17 protein-coding genes are annotated in these 18,255 nt (G+C 61.4%); 10 read left to right on the plus strand and 7 right to left on the minus strand.

Features of this window, described 5'->3' with window-relative positions; all coding sequences use genetic code 11:
* Positions 1-299 precede the first annotated feature (299 nt).
* Positions 300-578, plus strand: a complete 279-nt coding sequence (locus tag HAPAU_RS14495) for a hypothetical protein (RefSeq protein WP_066384171.1) — start codon at positions 300-302, stop codon at positions 576-578.
* Here HAPAU_RS14495 and HAPAU_RS14500 read toward each other — a convergent pair.
* Positions 558-1,706 (minus strand): AI-2E family transporter, encoded by a 1,149-nt coding sequence (locus HAPAU_RS14500; RefSeq protein ID WP_066384173.1) that lies wholly within the window; start codon positions 1,704-1,706, stop codon positions 558-560. The genes HAPAU_RS14495 and HAPAU_RS14500 overlap by 21 nt on opposite strands.
* A gap of 59 nt (positions 1,707-1,765) precedes the next feature.
* Between HAPAU_RS14500 and HAPAU_RS21040 the strand changes: the two genes are divergently transcribed.
* From HAPAU_RS21040 to HAPAU_RS14510, 3 genes are all read left to right on the plus strand, one after another.
* Positions 1,766-1,930, plus strand: coding sequence for a hypothetical protein (locus HAPAU_RS21040; protein ID WP_157078487.1), 165 nt, complete (start codon positions 1,766-1,768; stop codon positions 1,928-1,930).
* A 33-nt stretch (positions 1,931-1,963) separates the two neighbouring features.
* A complete protein-coding gene (locus HAPAU_RS14505) occupies positions 1,964-2,929 on the plus strand; it encodes a D-2-hydroxyacid dehydrogenase (protein ID WP_066384175.1) in 966 nt (321 codons plus the stop codon).
* A 70-nt stretch (positions 2,930-2,999) separates the two neighbouring features.
* The gene (locus tag HAPAU_RS14510; RefSeq protein ID WP_066384178.1) at positions 3,000-4,193 is read left to right on the plus strand and encodes a mandelate racemase/muconate lactonizing enzyme family protein; all 1,194 of its coding nucleotides are present in this window, start codon (positions 3,000-3,002) and stop codon (positions 4,191-4,193) included.
* A gap of 61 nt (positions 4,194-4,254) precedes the next feature.
* Here the strand turns inward: HAPAU_RS14510 and HAPAU_RS14515 are convergent, their stop codons facing one another.
* The 5 genes from HAPAU_RS14515 to HAPAU_RS19860 form a co-directional block, all read right to left on the minus strand.
* Complete coding sequence (locus HAPAU_RS14515; RefSeq protein WP_066384180.1) at positions 4,255-5,202, minus strand: isocitrate lyase/PEP mutase family protein; 948 nt, start codon at positions 5,200-5,202, stop codon at positions 4,255-4,257.
* Between the two features lie 72 nt (positions 5,203-5,274).
* Positions 5,275-5,910: an isochorismatase family protein gene (locus HAPAU_RS14520; RefSeq protein WP_066384186.1), complete on the minus strand. Its 636-nt coding sequence runs from the start codon at positions 5,908-5,910 to the stop codon at positions 5,275-5,277.
* A gap of 14 nt (positions 5,911-5,924) precedes the next feature.
* Positions 5,925-7,775 carry a hydantoinase B/oxoprolinase family protein gene (locus tag HAPAU_RS14525; protein WP_066384188.1) on the minus strand — a complete coding sequence of 617 codons (1,851 nt, stop codon included), beginning with the start codon at positions 7,773-7,775 and terminating at the stop codon, positions 5,925-5,927.
* Positions 7,772-9,835: a hydantoinase/oxoprolinase family protein gene (locus tag HAPAU_RS14530; protein ID WP_066384190.1), complete on the minus strand. Its 2,064-nt coding sequence runs from the start codon at positions 9,833-9,835 to the stop codon at positions 7,772-7,774. Before HAPAU_RS14530 ends, HAPAU_RS14525 begins: the two co-directional genes overlap by 4 nt.
* An 82-nt stretch (positions 9,836-9,917) precedes the next feature.
* Positions 9,918-10,127 (minus strand): alpha/beta hydrolase fold domain-containing protein, encoded by a 210-nt coding sequence (locus HAPAU_RS19860; RefSeq protein ID WP_084383756.1) that lies wholly within the window; start codon positions 10,125-10,127, stop codon positions 9,918-9,920.
* Between the two features lie 44 nt (positions 10,128-10,171).
* On the opposite strand from HAPAU_RS19860, the gene HAPAU_RS14535 reads away from it, so the two are divergent.
* Positions 10,172-10,828, plus strand: coding sequence for a helix-turn-helix domain-containing protein (locus tag HAPAU_RS14535; RefSeq protein ID WP_066384192.1), 657 nt, complete (start codon positions 10,172-10,174; stop codon positions 10,826-10,828).
* A gap of 294 nt (positions 10,829-11,122) precedes the next feature.
* Entirely contained in the window at positions 11,123-11,593 is a 471-nt protein-coding gene (locus HAPAU_RS14540) for an SRPBCC family protein (protein ID WP_066384194.1), read from the plus strand.
* 215 nt (positions 11,594-11,808) lie between these two features.
* Here the strand turns inward: HAPAU_RS14540 and HAPAU_RS14545 are convergent, their stop codons facing one another.
* On the minus strand, positions 11,809-13,590 hold the full coding sequence (locus tag HAPAU_RS14545) for a sodium:solute symporter family protein (RefSeq protein WP_066384197.1): 1,782 nt from the start codon (positions 13,588-13,590) through the stop codon (positions 11,809-11,811).
* Between the two features lie 519 nt (positions 13,591-14,109).
* Here HAPAU_RS14545 and HAPAU_RS14550 point away from each other — a divergent pair.
* The 4 genes from HAPAU_RS14550 (at position 14,110) to HAPAU_RS14565 (ending at position 18,237) form a co-directional block, all read left to right on the plus strand.
* On the plus strand, positions 14,110-15,480 hold the full coding sequence (locus HAPAU_RS14550) for a cytochrome P450 (RefSeq protein ID WP_066384204.1): 1,371 nt from the start codon (positions 14,110-14,112) through the stop codon (positions 15,478-15,480).
* Between the two features lie 271 nt (positions 15,481-15,751).
* On the plus strand, positions 15,752-15,964 hold the full coding sequence (locus HAPAU_RS14555) for a DUF4177 domain-containing protein (protein WP_245634138.1): 213 nt from the start codon (positions 15,752-15,754) through the stop codon (positions 15,962-15,964).
* Positions 15,965-16,433: 469 nt separating this feature from the next.
* A complete protein-coding gene (locus HAPAU_RS14560; RefSeq protein ID WP_066384250.1) occupies positions 16,434-16,661 on the plus strand; it encodes a YgaP family membrane protein in 228 nt (75 codons plus the stop codon).
* A 301-nt stretch (positions 16,662-16,962) separates the two neighbouring features.
* On the plus strand, positions 16,963-18,237 hold the full coding sequence (locus tag HAPAU_RS14565; RefSeq protein WP_066384208.1) for a glycosyl hydrolase: 1,275 nt from the start codon (positions 16,963-16,965) through the stop codon (positions 18,235-18,237).
* The last annotated feature ends 18 nt before the right edge of the window (positions 18,238-18,255 follow it).

Raw genomic sequence — 18,255 nt, forward strand, 5'->3', positions numbered from 1 at the left:
CCAAAGAACGCTACGAGCACCAGATCGTGTGCGGCGTGCTGTTCGTCGGGTGGTGCGGCCTCCGGAATGTACCGGCCGGGCGTATCGAGGGCTATGCCGTAGCGGGCGTGCTCGCGCTGAATTCGCGCTGTCTATACTATCGTCGACACGACCCGGCCTCCGTAGTCGGTGGCCTCGACGTACCGGCCTGGAACGTATCACTGGACCCGAGCGGCAACGATTCCGACGAGTAGTCCCCATCCATTCGGAAACACATTCTATAATCTAAACTTTTATATACGTAATAGGACACTAAATTAATGGCTGACCCGTTGACCGCGCTCGTATTCGACTCACTTATCCCCCACGGGTTGGTCATCCTGGTCATCGTCTTCGTTCTCGAGGGCCTCGTCATCGGCAAACTCCTTCCGAGGGAAGCCGTCCTCGTGGCCGCGATTCTCCTCTTCAGCCACCTCTCGCCCGAAATCGACCCGACTGTCGCCTCGGAGATCTCCATCGCTCACGCTTCGGTGATCATCGTCGCCTTCGCCTCGACACGCCCGGTCGTGGTGGCGACATTAGTCTACGTCTTCGTTTGAGCCCTCGTCGTCTGCATTGCCCGTTGCCGACGCAGGGTCCCTCCTCGCTCCGACACTCCCCATGCCGTCGTGTGAAGCGTGGGCAGTCGACCCACGACTACGATCCCCCGTGTGCGCTCGAGCGAAGCAATCGAGGGTGAGTTTCACACCGCCGAGGACGACGGGACCGATGAACAGCCCGACGGCGCCGAAGACGACGAGCCCGCCGAAGATGCCGACGACGACGATCGCGGAGTTGAAGGCGCTGGTCTGGCCGATCAACGCGGGCCGGAAGTACGTATCCGAGAAGGTCACCAGCAGTCCGTACACGACCATCGCCGCGCCGGCGGTCGGCCGCCCCATCACGACGAGATAGGTCGCCGCCGGAATCCACACCCCGAACGCGCCGACGAGGGGCAGCAGTGTCAGAACGAACGTGGCGACGGTGAGAAAGACGACCGCCGGAACGCCAGCGACCAGCAGCCCGATCCCGAGCGCCACCGCCTGAATGGCGGCGACGGCGACGTTCCCGACGACCGAGGCCCACATGAGCTGGTCGAGTCCCGCACGGAGGTCGTCCAGAATCTCGTCCTCGATCGGCAACACCCACTGGAACCACGCGAGGAGCCGTTGCCCGTCCCGCAACAGCGCGAAGAGCACGAACAGCGTGATGGTCAGCCCGATGAACAGACTCGGCAGGCTGCCGACGACGTTGATCGCTCCCATCGTGATCTCCCGGATCCCCGTCGCGACCCGCTCTTGGTGTGACTCGTAGAGGGTGACGAGATCGACGGCATATCCGCTGGTCTCGATTGCGTCCTCGATCGTGCCGACGTTGAGCTGTCCCTGCCTAAACGAGGTGACGACCCCGAGTGACTGTTGGACGGCGATCATGACGACGTAGACCAGTGGGAGCAAGACGAGGAGTAACGTGGCCACGACGAGGGCAATTGCCGCAATTGTCGGCCTGACATACCGCTCGAGGCGTTGTTGGATGGGATACAGGATATACGCGAGCACGACGCCGAACAGGACGAACTGGAAGTACGGTAGCAGAACGGACAGCCCGAGGAGACCGCTCAGTAGCGCGAGGACAGTCAAGCCGGGTTGCTTGACGATCCACTCCGGCGGATCGGGACTGGGTGGCATGTACAGCGATCCAACGGCCTGCTCAATGAGCCCATTGATACAGCGTGCCGGACGTGCCCATGGCGGAACCAGCAGAAGAACACGCAGGAGAGCCCATCACGTACCTCGCGCACACCGCGATGCTCCGCCGGATCGACCGGGGGACGAACCTGACCGACGAGAGCCCCACCGATCCGTCTCATCCCAGCCATCGTCATCTACTGACTACCGCATCCCGAACCTAGACAAGCGTTCACACCAGTTGATTCGAGCGAGAGATGAGTCAAACTCCAGATCCAGACGTCCTCGTTCTCCGAGGCAGCGCACATGGTATTCCTGCGGAAGAATACAGAGACGAACTTCAGGACCGACTCCCGGACCACCGGATCGCATTCGCTCGGACGCCACACCAGGAACGCGAGCTCATTCGAACGGCACGGGTCGTCTCGACGACCGCCATCGACGACGAACTCCTCGCACAAGCGGAGAACCTCGAACTGTTCGCGGGCGTCGCCGCCGGCTATGGTCATCTCCCGCTTGAGACGTTCGCGGAGATGGGCGTTACTGCCACGACCGCATCCGGCATCCATGCGCCGAACATCGCCGAACAGGTTCTCGGTTACCTGTTGACGATGACGCGTCGCCTCCGGGAAGGCTGGCGCCGCCAACAGCGCCACGAGTGGCGCCATTACCAAGCCGGCGAACTCAAGGACAGTACTGTCACCGTCGTTGGGCTCGGTGCGATCGGGCAGGCGATCGTCCAACGCCTTTCCGGGTTCGAAGTCGAAACCATTGGTGTTCGCTATACTCCCGAGAAGGGCGGGCCGACCGACGAGGTCATCGGTTTCGACACTGACGCCGTTCACGACGCCCTCGCCCGGACGGACCATCTCGTCATCGCCTCCCCGCTTACCGAGACGACCCGTGGGCTGATCGATGCCGACGCATTCGAGACGCTTCCGCCGGATGCAACACTGATAAACATCGGGCGGGGCCCCATCGTCGAGACGGATGCGCTGATCACCGCCATCCAGAAAAACCAGATCGGCGACGTGGCCCTCGACGTGACCGACCCCGAACCTCTCCCACCGGATCACGCCCTCTGGCAGTTCGAGAACGTCATGATCACGCCGCACAACGCAGGCCACAGTCCGGAACACTGGCCACGACTCGCAGACATCGTCGCCCACAACGTTCGAGCCCTCGATAACGGGGAGGAATTCAAGAACGTTATTGAGCCGTAATCGGCCCACCACGAGCAAAGAGAGGGTCCATGCTCAAGACGGCCGAAGCCATTGTCACGAACGATCCCTGATGCGAGACTATTCGAAGGAGAGCCAAATTCGGGCGACCGAGCGCAACGTCGAGATCACTGGCCTTGAAACGTGCGTCATCGAGGGGAATTTCGACTGGAACATCGTCGAGATCCATACCGACGCCGGTGTCATCGGTATCGGCGAATCCTATCGTGGGGGTGCTATCGCCGAACTCATGCACTACATCGAGGACGTGCTAATCGGCGAGAACCCGCTCGACGTCGAGCGCCTCTTCCGGCTGATGGTCCAAGAACTCTCGGGCCATGGCGGAACGACTGGCAAGGTCGTGACGGCCGCCTCCGGCATCGAGATCGCCCTCTGGGATACGGCCGGCAAACTCCTCGGCGTCCCGGTCTATCAACTGCTGGGCGGGAAGTATCGTGACGCGGTCCGCATCTACTGTGACTGTCACGCCGGTGAGGCGTACTCGGTCGAGCACGGCTCGACCGACTACAGCGACGCCTACGCACCAGCCGCCTACGCCGAGACCGCCGAGGAAGTCATCGAGCAGGGGTTCACTGCACTCAAGTTCGACCTCGACACGCCGATCGACAACGATCCTGACCCGGTCAACGGCCGCCTCTCGAACGCGGCGATCGAACACAAAGTCGAAACCGTCGCGGCGATTCGGGATGCGATCGGTGACCGGATCGATCTCGCCTTCGACTGTCACTGGGATTATAACCTCGAGAGCGGCAAACGGCTCGCCCGCAAACTCGAGCCGTACGATCTGATGTGGCTCGAAGACGTCCTTCCGCCGGAGAACACCCGTGCCCAGCGTGAACTCGCACGCTCGACTAGCGTACCGCTTGCGACCGGCGAGAACCGGTTTCGGGTCCACGAGTTCGCGGAGCTGATCTCGGAGTTCGGCGTCGACATCCTCACGCCCGATACGAGCACCTGCGGTGGACTGGCCGAAACGAAGGCGATCGCGAATCGCGCCGAGGAGCAATACATTCCCGTCTCGCCCCATAACGTCTGTAGCCCGATTGGAACGATGGCGAACGTCCATCTTGGCGCAGCCGTCCCGAACTTCGACGTTCTCGAGTATCACGCACTCGAGGTCGACTGGTGGGATGATCTCCTCACTCGATCCGATCCGCTCATCGAGGACGGCTATATCGAGGTGCCCGAAGCACCCGGTCTCGGCGTCGAATTAGACAAAGATGTCGCCGAACCACGCAACCGGTGAGGGATCGATGTTCTAAGCATCGAGGGATGACTCCCAGACGAGCGCTTCCACCGTTATGCCCTCACTCGGAGTCGACCTCGTCGCCGAGCGACCCCTCGTACTTGTCCTGCTCGGCGTCGGGCAGGAACTGGCGCTCCCACTCGACGACCTCGGGGAATCCCGAAAACTCGTGGAGGCTACCCACGGGCTGATCGTTGAACCCGTCGTCGATATCCCGCATCGCCGCGACGGGATCGTCGGCGAACGTCGAGAGGTCCTCGTGGACGTTCGCGATCGTCGAGAGCGTCGAAGCGATCGGAAACACCACCAGATCGAACCCCCATTCCTCGAGCGACGACAGCTCGACATAGGGCGAGGAGCCCATATCGCCGACGAAGTTGTAGACGATCGGCCCGTCGACCTCACGGCCGACGCGCTCGAGTTCGTCTTCGTCGGTGGGCCCCTCGACGAACGCGACGTCGGCGCCGGCATCGAGAAAGTCGTTGGCGCGATCGATCGCCTCCTCGAGCGAACCGTCGCCAGTCCCACGGGCATCGGTGCGAGCGATCAGCACGAACTCGGGGGCCCGCTCGTCGCGGACAGCGGCCGCGGCTTCGATCTTCCCAACCGCCTCCTCGCGCGGGATGACCTGCCGCCCTTTCGTGTGCCCGCAGCGTTTCGGGAACGTCTGGTCCTCGATGTGGATCGCCCCGATGCCGGCCTTGATGTACTCGCGGACCGTCCGGACGACGTTCGTCGCGTTGCCGTAGCCGTTGTCGGCGTCGGCGATCAGCGGCACGTCGATGCGCTCTTGGATGTTCGCGGCGTTCTCGATCATCTCCGGCATCGTGATGAACCCCGCGTCGGGGTAGCCGATCTTCGAGAGGGAGGTGCCGTAGCCGGTCATGTAGATGGCGTCGAAGCCGACGCTGTCGGCGACGGCGGCCGTCAGGGGGTCGTGGACCCCGGGACAGGCGAGGATCTCGTCGCTCGCGAGGCGCTCCCGGAGTGTGCCGCCGGCGTCGGTCATGGCCGCCCCCACGCCGTGCGGCGGGTGGTCGGTAATAGCGGTTCGAGTCGTCCGTTCTCGGAGTCAGGGTCGTTATCCATTGTTCGATAGATGGTCGAGTACGGCGTCGGTCGTGACGACGTCGCCGTATTTCGCGTCGATGTCGAAGAGGTTCGCTTGATGGGGTCCCTCCGCGCGGTCACCGACCGCGTCGGCGGGGACGATCGTCCGGTAGCCGTGCTGGAGGCTGTCGACCGCGGTCGCACGGACACAGCCGCTCGTCGTGACACCAGCGAGGACGAGCGTGTCCACGCGGTCCGTGGTCAACTCGGTCCCCAGGTCGGTCCCGAAGAAGGCACTGGCGTACTTCTTCAAGATTACGCGCTCGTCGTCGACGGGTGCGATTCGCTCGTCGATTTCGACCGCCTCGGTGCCGAGACGGAGCTCCCTCAGGGCGGGCACCTTCTCGATGAACCGTCCAGCGTCGCCATAGGAGTCCTCGAACGCGACGGTCGTGAAATAACGCGGGAGGTCGTGTTCACGGAAGGCCGCGAGCAGTCGTTCGGTGTGTTCGAGCACGTCGCTCACGTCCGCGCCGAGGCGGGTCGTCGGATCGGTGAAGGCGTTGATCAGGTCGATGACGAGCAGTGCGGGTCGGTCGCCGAGGCCGACGCTCGCGCCGAAATCCGCCTCGTCGTAGGTCGTCTCGATTTCGTGTGGCCAGTCCATGGTCGATGTCGGGGTCAGTCGTGGCGCTCGGCGAACTCGCGTCGTTCGGCGGCGATGCGTGCTTCGAGGGTCTCGTCGTCCGGTAGTGGGCCGTAATCGAACGCCGGTGGCTCGTCGCGCGTCCTGTGGAGTTCCTCGCGTTGATCTTCGGTGGCTACGTTGTCGACGCCCCCTTCGTCGAGGACGACCCCGTACTCGGTGCGGGCAGCGGATTCCGAGATGAGCCCCCGGCGAACCTCGCGTGCGACGACCGCGGGATCGCGTTCGAGCGGATCGCCGAGCCCGCCGCCACCGGCGGTGCTGAAGACGAGTTTATCGCCCGCCTCGACGGCGACGTTTTCGACCTTCGACGGTAACTCCTCTTCGGTCCCGTCGGTCCGCACCAGTGTCTTCTTGCTGGTCTGGGCGTGGTTGCCGCCGTCGACGCCCCACGGGTAGGTGTGGGCCCGATCGTCCTGGAAGGTGATCGCGCCCGGCTCCTCGAAGGTGTAGACCTTCGTGATGCCGTGGCCGCCACGGAACTCGCCGGCACCGCCGGTATCGGCCCGCGTGCTATACTCGTCGATGCTCAACGGGTAGTAGGCCTCCTGGTACTCGGCGGGCACGGTCCGGAACATCGGCCACCACGAATGGCCGTCGAGGCCGTCACCGCCCGGTCGCGCGGGGATCCCACCGTACAGAATTTCGAGCATCTGGAAGTCGTTGCCCTCCGAGTCCGTCCCGGCGTAGACGAGGTTCGGCGAGGTGCCGTAGCTGCCAGCGACCGAGAAGCCGTCGATGAGCTTCGAGAACGTCGCCTGCAGGACGTCGAACTGCCGGGCCATCATCGGCAGGCGATTGCCCAGTGCCGCCGGGAACTTCGGCTGAACCACGGATCCTTCGGGCAGCGTCACCTCAAAGAGGTCGTAGTAGCCATCGTTAAAGGTGAGCAGGGGGTCAAAGGCCATGATGAGGAACACTCCCGTAAACATCTTGAACATCTTCTCGTTCAAGAGGAAGTTCACCGTCCCCGGCACCTGCGCGTCGGTGCCCGTCCAGTCGAGGTAGACGGTCTCACCCTCTCGGTAGATCTCGAGGTGGAGTTTGATGGGGCCATTCCCGAGGCCGTCGTCGTCGACGTAGTCCTCGAAGGTGTAGCGCTCGCCCTCGGGAACGAACTCGTGGATGAGATCAATCATCCCGTCGCGGGTGCGATCGAGGATGGCGTCGCAGGCCTCGACGTACGTCGCCTTCCCGAAGCGATCACAGAGTTCGTGGATGCGGGTTTCTGCGGCTTTCGTCCCCGCCGCCAGCGCCTTGATGTCGGCTTCGGCGTGCTCGGGCAGGCGGGTGTTGTGGGCGAACGATTCGAGCAGTTCGTCATCGATCTCGCCACCTTTGTAGAGTTTGACCGGCGGCAGACGCATCCCCTCCTCGAAGATCGTCCGCGCCTGGACGGGCATGCTGCCGGGCGTCTTCCCGCCGACGTCCATCAGGTTGCCCCACTGGCTCGAAAAGCCCATGAGGTCGCCCTCGTAGAAGATCGGACGCAACAGGAGCATGTCCGGCGTGTGCGAAACCGCGCCGGCACACATATACGGATCGTTGGTCGCGATCACGTCGCCATCGGCGAGGTCCTCGCGCTCGAACGCCGAGTTCGCGAGGATGGTGTCGATGGCCGAACCGAACTGGCCCATGACCATCCGTCCCTCCGCGTCGGCGATCAGCGGGAACTGGTCGGACTGCTCGCGGATGACGGGGCTGATCGCCGTCGTCTCGACTACGCGGTCCATCTCGTAGCGGGTGTTCGAGAGCGTGCTCTCGATGATATCGAGCGTCGTCTGATCGATGTCGTGGTCACCGACGAAGTCGGGGGTCTCACTCATCGCTCCTCACCTCGGATAATCTCGATGTTGCCATAGCGGTCGATGGTCGCGTCGTGGTCGGGCTGGACGACGACCGTCGAGTCGTCGTCCGTAACGATGGCCGGCCCGGTGAGTTCGTTGCCCGGTCGTAGTTCGGTTCTGTCGTAGACCGGCGTGTCGTAGTGTGTGCCATCGAAGTACACCTCGTGAGTGTCGAGTTCGGCACCGCTCGGATCGGCGTCACCGAGCGATCGCTCCTCGATCGTGACCCCCTGAAGGCGGCCTTTGCCGATCACGCGGAGGTTCGCGATCTCGAGAGGCGCATCGAGTGAGAACCCGAACTGGCGGTCGTGACGGGCCTCGAAATCGTCCTTGATCTCCGCGAGGCCGGACTCGCTCCGGAGGTTCGTGAGCGAAACGGGGATCGACATCTGGATGTCCTGACGGAAGTATCGGCAGTCGGCGACGTACTCGAAGGCGTGATCCGACTCGTCGACGCCCTCGGAGTCAAGCCATGCCCGCGCCTCGTCTTCGAGCGAACCCAACGCTTGGGCGACATTGCTCCCGGCGACGTCCTCGTCGGTTTCGAGATACGTCTCGGAGAACTCGTTTTGGATATCGGAGGTGAGAAAGCCGAAGGCGGACATAACTCCTGGACCTGGCGGGACGATCAAGGGGTAGGTGTCCATCACGGCCGCCAGCGCGTTGGCGTGCATGGGCCCGGCACCGCCGAAGGCGACCAGCCCGAACTCGCGGGGATCGTAGCCGCGTTCGACCGAGACGACCCGGAGCGCGCCGTGCATGTTCTCGTTGACGATGTCGAGGATCGCCTGTGCGGCCTCCTCGACCGTACTGCCCCGTTCGTCGGCGATCGTCGCGACCGCATCGCGAGCGGCCTCCCTATCCAACTCCATTCGCCCGCCGAGTTGGACAGAGGATGGAATCCGACCCAGGACGACGTTCGCGTCGGTGACGGTCGGCTCCTCGCCGCCTTGGCCGTAACACGCCGGGCCGGGATCGGCGCCGGCGCTCTCGGGGCCGACCTGGAGCGACCCATTCAACTGGACGCGCGCGATCGATCCGCCACCGGCGCCCACGGTATTGACGTCGACCGACCGAGATTTAAACTCCCGGTAGCCGACCTTGGTCTGCCGCGTCGTCTCGGCCGCACCGTCCTCGACCAGCGAAACGTCCGTCGAGGTCCCACCCATATCCAGCGTCAGGACGTCGGAAACGCCCTTTGTCGAGGCGATGGTCGCCGCCCCGACGACACCACCACTGGGCCCCGAGAGCGCGAGTTCGACCGGGCGCTCCTTTGCGGCCCCGGAGCTCATCAACCCGCCGTCCGAGCGCACGACGTTCATCGTGGCCTTGGAGCCGGCCGCCGAAAGCGACTCGTCGAGGTCGTCGAGATAGCTGATCACCGTTGGCCGGGCGTAGTCGTTGATAACGGTGGTGAGGGTCCGCTCGTACTCGCCGTATTCGGGGACGATCTCCGCGGAGATCGACACTGGAAGCTCCGGGGCTACCTCGGCGACGATCTCCCGGACCCGTTTCTCGTGTGCGGGGTTGAGATAGGCGTTCAACAGCGCAACAGTGATCGACTCGACGCCGGCCGCATCGAGCTCTCGGACGGCGTCCTTGACCATCCCCTCATCGAGCGGTTCGGTCTCCTCGCCGTCCGGGGAGCTGATCCGGCCGCCGACGCCCCGCGTGTCAACCAGATCGGCAAGCGGGGCGGGTTTCTCCATGTCCATCCAGCCGTACAGCGGACCGGGCGTCCACGCCCGCGCCAAATGGAGGACATCCTCGTGACCGGCAGTCGTGATGAGGCCGACCCGCGATCCCGTTTCCTCTAAGAGCATGTTCGTCACGACCGTCGTGCCGTGAAACAGGAGGTTGAGTTCCGCGACCGACGTTCCGGCCTTCTCCGTGGCCTCCTTGACGCCACGGAGAACTCCCTCCGAGGGGTTCGCCGGCGTCGAGAGGACCTTGTCGATCGTGAGTTCGTGTGTCGTTTCGTCGAAGACGATCACGTCGGTGAACGTCCCACCGACGTCGACGCCAAGATTATATGCCATGTGCTATCGTACAGTACGGGAGACATCGTAGTGGCGAGTAAGGGTTCCCCCAACAGCTGTTGGCTTTTTATATACTCCCGCTTCAGTACCGGGCGTGAGAGCACTCGGCGGCCATGAGAGCGGTGACGGCGTAGGCGTCCTCGATTGGAACCAAGACGGGATATTCGGGTGCGAGCCGGTACCCGACTGCGGGAACGCCACAACCGATATTCCGCGTAAGATGCCGAAAAACAGGACCGTGGGGACCGCTCCACGATATTTTTGATCTGCTGTGTCTCATCGATCGACCCATAGCTATGTTTTTCACCACGGGTCACGTTGTCACAGACCAGTAGGATGTTCCTCGCGACGGTCCACTTCACGCAACATCGGGACTGTATCCTCCGGCGACTCACAGCAGAGGTCGACAGTCCGGTCCCGATCGAAATCGAGGAGATCCAGAACGGGCTCGTGACGTTTGTTCTCCGCTCGGGCCGCCACACCGACACCTTTCAATCGGAACTGGAAGCCGCCGATCACGTCGCACACGTCAAGCGCCTCGACGACGAGAACCTGCTCGTCACCAAACCGTCCTGTGGAGCGTACTCGGCTATCTATCAGAATCACGGTACGCTCCGGCGATCGAATACCGTTTCGGGCCGCCAGCGCGAGTACAACGTCCTCGCGTTCCGTCGCGAGGATCTCAGGAACATCATCGACGATCTAGGGACGTTCGGGACGGTCACGCTCGGGAAACTCGAGGAGTTCAGAGCCGACGTGGATTCACCGCTGACCGACCGCCAGCGCGACGTCGTCACCGAAGCGCTTACGCGTGGGTACTACGACTGGCCACGAGCGATTACGAACGAAGGGCTCGCCGAGGAGCTGGGGATCAGCCGTGCCACCCTCCAAGAACACCTCCGAAAAGCCGAACGGGCGCTGCTGTCTGCCGCCCTCGTGGACGGACATAAACGAACCGGCGAGGGCCGGTTCGAGCGCATCGAACTCGAGTGAGCTATCAACTGATGACTATTCAGCTCTTGGACCTCCTGCCGCAAAAATGATGGATACATAATGGGACGGTTGACAGGTACTTTCCCGAAGTCACGCCTTCTTCAGTCAGGGAAGTACTGAATGGTTGATGAATACAGAGAATATATACAGCAGCGTACCAATCTGCTGTGATGGAAAATACGGTCATCTGCTGTTCCGAGTGGATAGACACTCCGATAATCTAGACGAAGGGTGTATACCAGTAGTAGGATTCTACGTGCAACTATTTAGGGTTAGATGTCCTTTTACGTTGGAATGATATTGGAAGAGACCACGGACATCGAGGCATCTTCAGAAGAAGTCTATCGATTCTTCGAGGAGATGGAGGATAACTACGAACGATGGCACCCCGATCACATTACGTTCCGCTGGACAGAGGGAGAAGGGTTGGAACAGGGCGCAGAGGCCTATTTCGAGGAACGGATTGCAGGAAAAGTACAGAAAAAGACGGTAACATTCGTAGAGGTGGCTCCCGATCGATACATGGAGTTCAAGCCGACATCATTGCTGGTCGGGCTGCTTATGCCTCAAATCAGCTTCACAATCGATCCCCGCTCGGACAACTGCGAATTCACCCAGCGAATCAAAGTACGAACCGGACCGATCGGTGCTCGACTTAACAAGAGAGAATTCGACGCCGTTCGAACGCACATGCACGAAGAGGGCGAGAATTTGAAACGCATACTCGAATCTGAGAATCGAGTCCCCCCAGGAAAGAACCCCTAGGTGATGAGTCAGGGAGAGTTCTCTTTCCGTCTCGGTTTTGCTGTATATACGTCCCTATATCCAGCACACTCGCTGGACCGACCTTAGTTCGAGAGTTTCAACAAGTCTAACTGTTCTACTCCACAGTCGCCCCCTCTGGTGTTGCATCGTGGTCATCCGTAATCGATCCGACGGCAGCCGCCCCACGGAGAACCGTTCGATACACCCACCCGTAATCAGTCCGCCGGCATCTCCTCCTCGCGTGGCACGTCCTGTTCGCTGTCCCTCGGCGGCTTCGGCCGCCAGATGTACGTCGAGAACACGACGAACAGCGTCTCGAGCACGAGCGCGCCGATGGTCACCCACGTCCAGATCGGCAGTCCGAACGCCAGCCTTGCGTTCCAAGCATCCGGAGCGTACCATGGCACCATCACGGCGATAATAATACCGAGACCGATCCAGAAGCTCTTGGTCTGGGCCGGGAGGACGTATCTGACGGCGGTCTCGTCGTCGGCGTCGGCGACGGCGATCGAGTTGTACCTGAGAATCCGCTTTGCGCGCTCGGTCTCTTCGTCCTGGCCCGAGAGGTAGCTCCCGCCCAAGAGGACGACGGAGTTCACGACGAGCCCGACGATACCGGCGTGGAAACTGAACACCTCCGAGTTGCCCGTCAGATAGAGGGCGATCGCCACCGCACAGCCGACGAGCATTCCGGCGATGGCGGGAGTGTTCTTCACCCGGTGGGTGTAGAGCCCGAAGACGAACAGCGGGGTCGCCTGAAGCAGGAACTCGAATTTCAGTTCCGTCCACGCCCAGATCGTCAGCGAGGGCTGGAAGGCGATCCCCAGCGCCACCAGCAACGAGAGCGCCAAGAAGACGCGACTGGCGTTGATAATCCTGCCGTCGGGAGCCTCCGGATCGATAAACCGCCCGTAGAGGTCCTTCGCCAACACCATCGAGACGACCATCACCGTCGCCCCCGCAGTCGAGAGCGTCGCCATGATCACGCCCAGCGCGATCAACGAGGGCAGCAGCGTGCCGCCCTCGATCTGGACGAACGCGCCAAGCAGGTACGGGACGACCTGCTCGGAGCCCGATTCTGAGAGTCCCGGGAAGACGCCACTGGCGAACATCCCGATGATCCAGAGCGTGATCGCGGCGAAGAAGAAGATCGGCGCCTGGAGCCGGAAGGTACTCTTGAGGTCCTCGGCGTCCTTGATGCCCAGATAGAACTGCTGGATGTGGATGTACGTCGGCAGCCCCAGCAGGATCAGCACGATCGTGCTGTACCACCCGCGCATCGTCGAGTCCGATGGGATCGTCAGCTTACTGGGCGCCTCCTGCCAGACGGTCTCCATCTGGGCCGTAAACCCGCCGAGCGTCCCGATCAAAACGAGCATCAGAAATAACGAAAAGAGCATCAAGGTCCCCTGCACGGCCGCACTCAGCGCTGTTCCACGAAAGCCACCGAGACCGACATACAGGAGGATCACGACGGCAAACAGGACGATCACGAGCTGATAGGGCACCACCCCGCCGGAGGCGACGTTCCCGAGATACCCCATCGCGAAGAACTGCTCGGTGAACTGGACGAACGTCCCCCACAACAGGAAAAACGTCGCGATGAACGCAACGCGGGAGTTGAAGCGATGTTCGAGGTAATCGATTGGGGACGTGTAGTCCCACTTCAACCCGAGGTTGATCAGCGGCGGCGCAACGATGAGCGAGCCGATCACCGCAGCGACCATGAACTGCGGGTAGACGAGAAACCACGCGCCTGATCGATACGTTTCGGCCGCATAGCCCAGAAAGGAGTTCCCGCTGTAGGAATCGGCGAATATCGTCAGCCCGATGATGAGAAAGCCTAGCGACTTGCTTGCGGAGAAGAAATCATCGACATCGGCACCGAGGCGCTTGTTGTAGGAGTACCACCCGATGGCGATCATCAGGGAGAGGCCGAGAATCGTTAATACCGCGATCTCCCACCCAAGCGAGACCTCTTGGGGCTCTACTTGCATTCTGTTACCTCACGTCTCGTCCATACCACTTCCTCAATCGGTGGGATCCCTGCTCCAGCCGTCGAGAGGAGATAGATACGTGGTACCATGTGAAACTATTACGGTAGCAGACGTGGAACACAGGCTCAAAAACGTTGCTACTCTCGAGGTAGTTCGATTCGATCTCGCTGACCATGGCGTTGCATCGTCCGGACCGGTAGCTCCGTAGCTCGCGTCGTTTCCATACCCCGCCACTATACCGGTAGGAATCTATTATTGATAGGGGACGGACCGAAATGAAAGTCCCGCAAACGCGTTGAAAGTAAACGGATATTAATTACAGTAGATGGATCGGAACAGGTGATCGCACGACCGAAGACACGAGAGCGGCGAGCGATCACACGAGGGCGAACAGCCCGGTATTCGATAACATCGACGGGACCGGTATCTTGATTTCGATCGAGAACACTCCTCGTGGAACGTTCCTCAACTGCCGACGGCCACCAATGCTGAAGGGGATCGGACGACGATACTCGTATTATGTCTGAATATCAACAATCTGATCGTACTCCGACGTACGAAACCGCTCCGCCGACACACGATGGACTGCCAGTGATCGGGAATACGCATCAACTCGTGCGTGAACAGGATGGGTTATACGAAGCAGCAGCGCGCCAGGGCGACGTCGTCCACCTCCGGCTGCTCGGGATTGGTGACCTCTACCAGATCAACCATCCTGACCTCGCCGAACGGGTTCTCGCCACCGATCACGATCGCTTCCAGAAGGCGAGCCTGAGTCAAGACGACCTCGGTGACCTCCTCGGGCAGGGGTTGGTCCTGAGCGAAGGCGGGCTCTGGGAGCGCCAGCGTGAACGGATCCAGCCTGCCTTCTATATGGACCGAATCGCCGATTACGCCGATACGATGACGGCCGAAGTCCGGACAGCAGCGGACGATTGGACCGGAACACCGACCGTGAACATCGAGAACGAGATGAAAGCTCTCACCCTCCGTATCCTCGTTAAATCGATGTTCGGATCCGACATCGAGTATGAGGCCCGCGGCATTCGAGAGACCGTTCGTGCGCTCCAAGAGCCGGGACAACCGACGAAACAGCCGATCGCCCGGATGGTTCCGAAATGGATCCCAATTCCGATGTGGCGCCGGTACAAGCATGGAATCCGGGAGATGGAGTCCGTGATTCAGGAGTTCGTTGCCGCACGCAGACGGGATGGTGTCGAGAACCGTGACGATCTGCTGTCGATGCTGCTGACCGCCACTGACGAGGACGGCGAGGAGATGCCCGAGAAACTCCTCCGAGACGAGATGATGACGTTCCTGTTCGCCGGCCACGAAACCACGGCAACAGCGCTGACGTTCACCTGGTTCCTGCTGGCCCAACACCCGGCGGTCGAACGCCGACTCATCGCCGAACTAGAGGAGGTGCTTACGGCGGATCACGCGACGTTCGAGGACCTCCCCGAGCTGGCCTATACGGAACAGGTGATACAGGAGGCGATGCGACTCTACCCCCCTGTCCCGTCGATCCCTCGAGAGACGACCCAACCACTAGAGCTCGGCGGGTACACGCTCCCCGAGGAGGCGACAGTGGCACCGATGCAGTGGACGATCCATCGTGATGACCGATTCTGGGAGGACCCGCTCGCGTTTCGCCCCGACCGGTTTGCTGGGGACGACGACCGGCCCCAGTTCGTCTACTTCCCGTTTGGTGGCGGTCCACGCCGGTGTATCGGCCAGCAGTTCGCGATCGTCGAGGCCAAACTGATCCTTGCGACGTTGGCTCGACAGTATCATCTCGACCTCGTCTCCGAGTCGGACGTCGATCTCTCCGTGAGCATCACGACGCGCCCACTCGACCCGATTCAAATGCGTATCGAACCGCGCGACTGAACGCGGCCGTTCGGACCCGTCGTACCGGCTCCGCACAGCCACCCCTGATCAGTTTCCAGTGGCTCGGTGTTGTTGAATTCCTCAAAAATGACAGAAACCCAATGATAATTACAGGGTGCATATCGGTTACTTGATCTCGCTGACCTCATCTCATGACACCCCGAGCTGACTCGTCGTCCATCGTCAGTCAATACATTAATTATAAGAAATTGATAGTATACATTTTCGGGATGAGCGGAGCGGTTTTATCTTTGTGCGACCTTTAATCCACATGAGCACCACGATGAGCGAACAGCGTGTGAGCGGTGAAGCGGATTATGAGTACAAGGTCGTTAACGCGCCGACCAGCCTCCTGTGGTTCCGAATCAAGCGCGATGCGACTGAAGAATTGTTGAACGACCTCGCAGCGGACGGATGGGAACTCGACGAAGCCGTCGTCAACTGGTGGGGCGGTGCTGAACTGTTCCTCCGACGGTCCCGCTGAGTGACGACGGTCCGTCATTCCCCAATCCGATTCGACTCCCCTGCTCAGCAGTCCGCCCGCACACTGTTCATGGCTGGATGCGAGCGACCGACATGGTCTAGAACGACAGTGAGACGACCTCCCGGGACGACCTGTGCCAGCTGCAGGACAATCGGCTGCACGAGGTCGTCACCTGCGTCTACGAGACCGTCCCTTTCTACGCCAATCGCCGGAATGAGGCGGGCAGCACCCCCGGCAACGTGTTGGGGATGGCAGCCCGTCCGGACCTCCCGACGACGAAAGAGGACCTCCGGGACCACTACCCGGACGGCCTGTCAGAGGAGGCGTGACTTCGGGAGGTGTCCATCTCTCTTCGGCTACTCATTCGTTGTGTTTCTCGGGACGGGTTTCAACAGCACCACTGGCTCAGAAATTCCATCCCTCTCGTTGGGGCCAAAGCTATATGGACATCTCTTTCCCACAACCGGATATGAACCATCCGAAGAACGTGGGCGGGGCCGATCGCATCATCCGTGGGGTGCTCGGTATCTGGCTGGTCGTTGTAGCCCTTGCCGCATCCCTCGATGGGCAACGGACGAAAGCCGCGATCGCGGGTATCGCGGGGATTGGGTTGCTGCAAAACGCGTGGACGCAGTTCTGTGGGTGCAACGCGTTGTTCGGTATCGATACGACGCCAGCAGCTGGGACGAAGGAGTAGTCGCATACCCCGGCAAACGGTCTCTCTCCGTCTTCTCGGCGCCGACGACGCTGTGTCGAGCCTACTTCGATAGTTCCTCCGTCGACGCCAGTTCGCTTGCGACCGCCGACTGGGCCTCGTAGACCCACTCGGGATCGAACCTCTTCTCGACGGACAGCGCCCGACCACCCTCCGCTTTCGCCTCCGTCCACTCTCGACCAGCCCCATCGTTTCACCAGTAGGATGGGATTTATATATAATATAGTTGAAATTATCTGATTAGCGACTGATTTACTACCATCATTTAACCGGTGTTGATCGTATGGATCGACGACAGTTTATCGCCCTCTCAGCCGCAACGACTGGGTCGAGTATCGCGCTCGCGGGGTGTCTTGGGAGTTCTGGGGATGAGTCTTCGGAGAAGCCGGCCAGCGGGGATACCGAGTCTGACGATACCGATTCGGATACCGACCAACCCGAGCCGGAAGGGGGAGACGGCGAGCCCTATACCCACTACGACCTTGAGGTCCACGACGAGCGAGAGGCCGGCCAGCCCGTTTGGGTCGACCGGGATGGCCGCGTCTACGGACGCGATGGACCGAAGGTACTGGTTAGCGACGACTGGTGGCAGACGACCGAGGTGCTGTACTCGTTCGAGGGTACACGCGACGGGAACGTCCAAGCTGTCATCGTTCCGGACAGCGGGCGGGTCATCGCCGCGGTCGGGGGACGGGGCGAGGAAGGCGGGAAGATCGAACTCATCAACGAGGGTCACACCGACTCGGAGACGCTCTACCAGTTCGACTACGGGCGCGTGTCGAACAGCATGGGCCACGTGGCCTACGAGGACGTCATCGTCATCTCGTGTTATAAGCTCTCGGACTACGAGGCAGGCAAACACGGCAATGAGGTGATTCTCTCGACGGACGGCGGAAAGTCGTTTGACCTCGTCCTCGAATCGGGCGTCAACAGCACCGACGCGGCGAACAACCACATCCACGACGTCGAATACGATCCCTACGCCGAGCGAATCTGGGTCGCCGTCGGCGACCACGGCAACTCACAACTCTACTGGAGCGATGACCTCGGGGAATCATGGGAGGAGATCGACGACCGGGGCGACATCACGATGGTCACGCAGGTCGCCGCGTTCAAGGACTGCGTCGTCCTCGGTACCGACGGCGTCCCCGAAGGGATCATGCGCTGGGAGCGCGACGGTCCCGACGACGAGCCTCACGGTACCGACGCCTTCGAGCGGGTCCACGTCGAGATCGAGACCGATCCTAACGACGACGTCATGCAGATGTACGCTCGGCGACGCTGGCACATCCGCGAGGACCTCGAGGAGGGGCGCGAGTTGTGTCTCATGCCGTTCGGGTACTCGCCAATGCACGATACGGCCGAGGATTCGGTTGTGCTCGCGAGCGTCGACGGCGACGAGTGGTATGAACTCTATCGTACGGAGACCCGCGAGATCCTGCTGACGAACGTCATGGGGCCGCTGTCGATGGACGGGGACCGACGAACCCTCGTGTCCGACAGTAATCAGGGCGAGGGCTATCAGATCGACGCGACGGTCCCGGCGTTCTGGGAGTAACCAATTACCAATCGATCA

Source organism: Halalkalicoccus paucihalophilus, assembly GCF_001593955.1.
GTDB classification, from domain to species: Archaea; Halobacteriota; Halobacteria; order Halobacteriales; family Halalkalicoccaceae; genus Halalkalicoccus; species Halalkalicoccus paucihalophilus.

Coding starts and splice junctions, on each gene's coding strand:
- HAPAU_RS19860 (WP_084383756.1), bottom strand. CDS start 10,127: ATGGGTCGATCGATGAGACACAGCAGATCAAAAATATCGTGGAGCGGT.
- HAPAU_RS14540 (WP_066384194.1), top strand. CDS start 11,123: ATGATATTGGAAGAGACCACGGACATCGAGGCATCTTCAGAAGAAGTC.
- HAPAU_RS14555 (WP_245634138.1), top strand. CDS start 15,752: ATGAGCACCACGATGAGCGAACAGCGTGTGAGCGGTGAAGCGGATTAT.
- HAPAU_RS14500 (WP_066384173.1), bottom strand. CDS start 1,706: ATGCCACCCAGTCCCGATCCGCCGGAGTGGATCGTCAAGCAACCCGGC.
- HAPAU_RS14525 (WP_066384188.1), bottom strand. CDS start 7,775: ATGAGTGAGACCCCCGACTTCGTCGGTGACCACGACATCGATCAGACG.
- HAPAU_RS14545 (WP_066384197.1), bottom strand. CDS start 13,590: ATGCAAGTAGAGCCCCAAGAGGTCTCGCTTGGGTGGGAGATCGCGGTA.
- HAPAU_RS14510 (WP_066384178.1), top strand. CDS start 3,000: ATGCGAGACTATTCGAAGGAGAGCCAAATTCGGGCGACCGAGCGCAAC.
- HAPAU_RS14520 (WP_066384186.1), bottom strand. CDS start 5,910: ATGGACTGGCCACACGAAATCGAGACGACCTACGACGAGGCGGATTTC.
- HAPAU_RS14495 (WP_066384171.1), top strand. CDS start 300: ATGGCTGACCCGTTGACCGCGCTCGTATTCGACTCACTTATCCCCCAC.
- HAPAU_RS14535 (WP_066384192.1), top strand. CDS start 10,172: ATGTTCCTCGCGACGGTCCACTTCACGCAACATCGGGACTGTATCCTC.
- HAPAU_RS14560 (WP_066384250.1), top strand. CDS start 16,434: ATGAACCATCCGAAGAACGTGGGCGGGGCCGATCGCATCATCCGTGGG.
- HAPAU_RS14565 (WP_066384208.1), top strand. CDS start 16,963: ATGGATCGACGACAGTTTATCGCCCTCTCAGCCGCAACGACTGGGTCG.
- HAPAU_RS14505 (WP_066384175.1), top strand. CDS start 1,964: ATGAGTCAAACTCCAGATCCAGACGTCCTCGTTCTCCGAGGCAGCGCA.
- HAPAU_RS14515 (WP_066384180.1), bottom strand. CDS start 5,202: ATGACCGACGCCGGCGGCACACTCCGGGAGCGCCTCGCGAGCGACGAG.
- HAPAU_RS14530 (WP_066384190.1), bottom strand. CDS start 9,835: ATGGCATATAATCTTGGCGTCGACGTCGGTGGGACGTTCACCGACGTG.
- HAPAU_RS21040 (WP_157078487.1), top strand. CDS start 1,766: ATGGCGGAACCAGCAGAAGAACACGCAGGAGAGCCCATCACGTACCTC.
- HAPAU_RS14550 (WP_066384204.1), top strand. CDS start 14,110: ATGTCTGAATATCAACAATCTGATCGTACTCCGACGTACGAAACCGCT.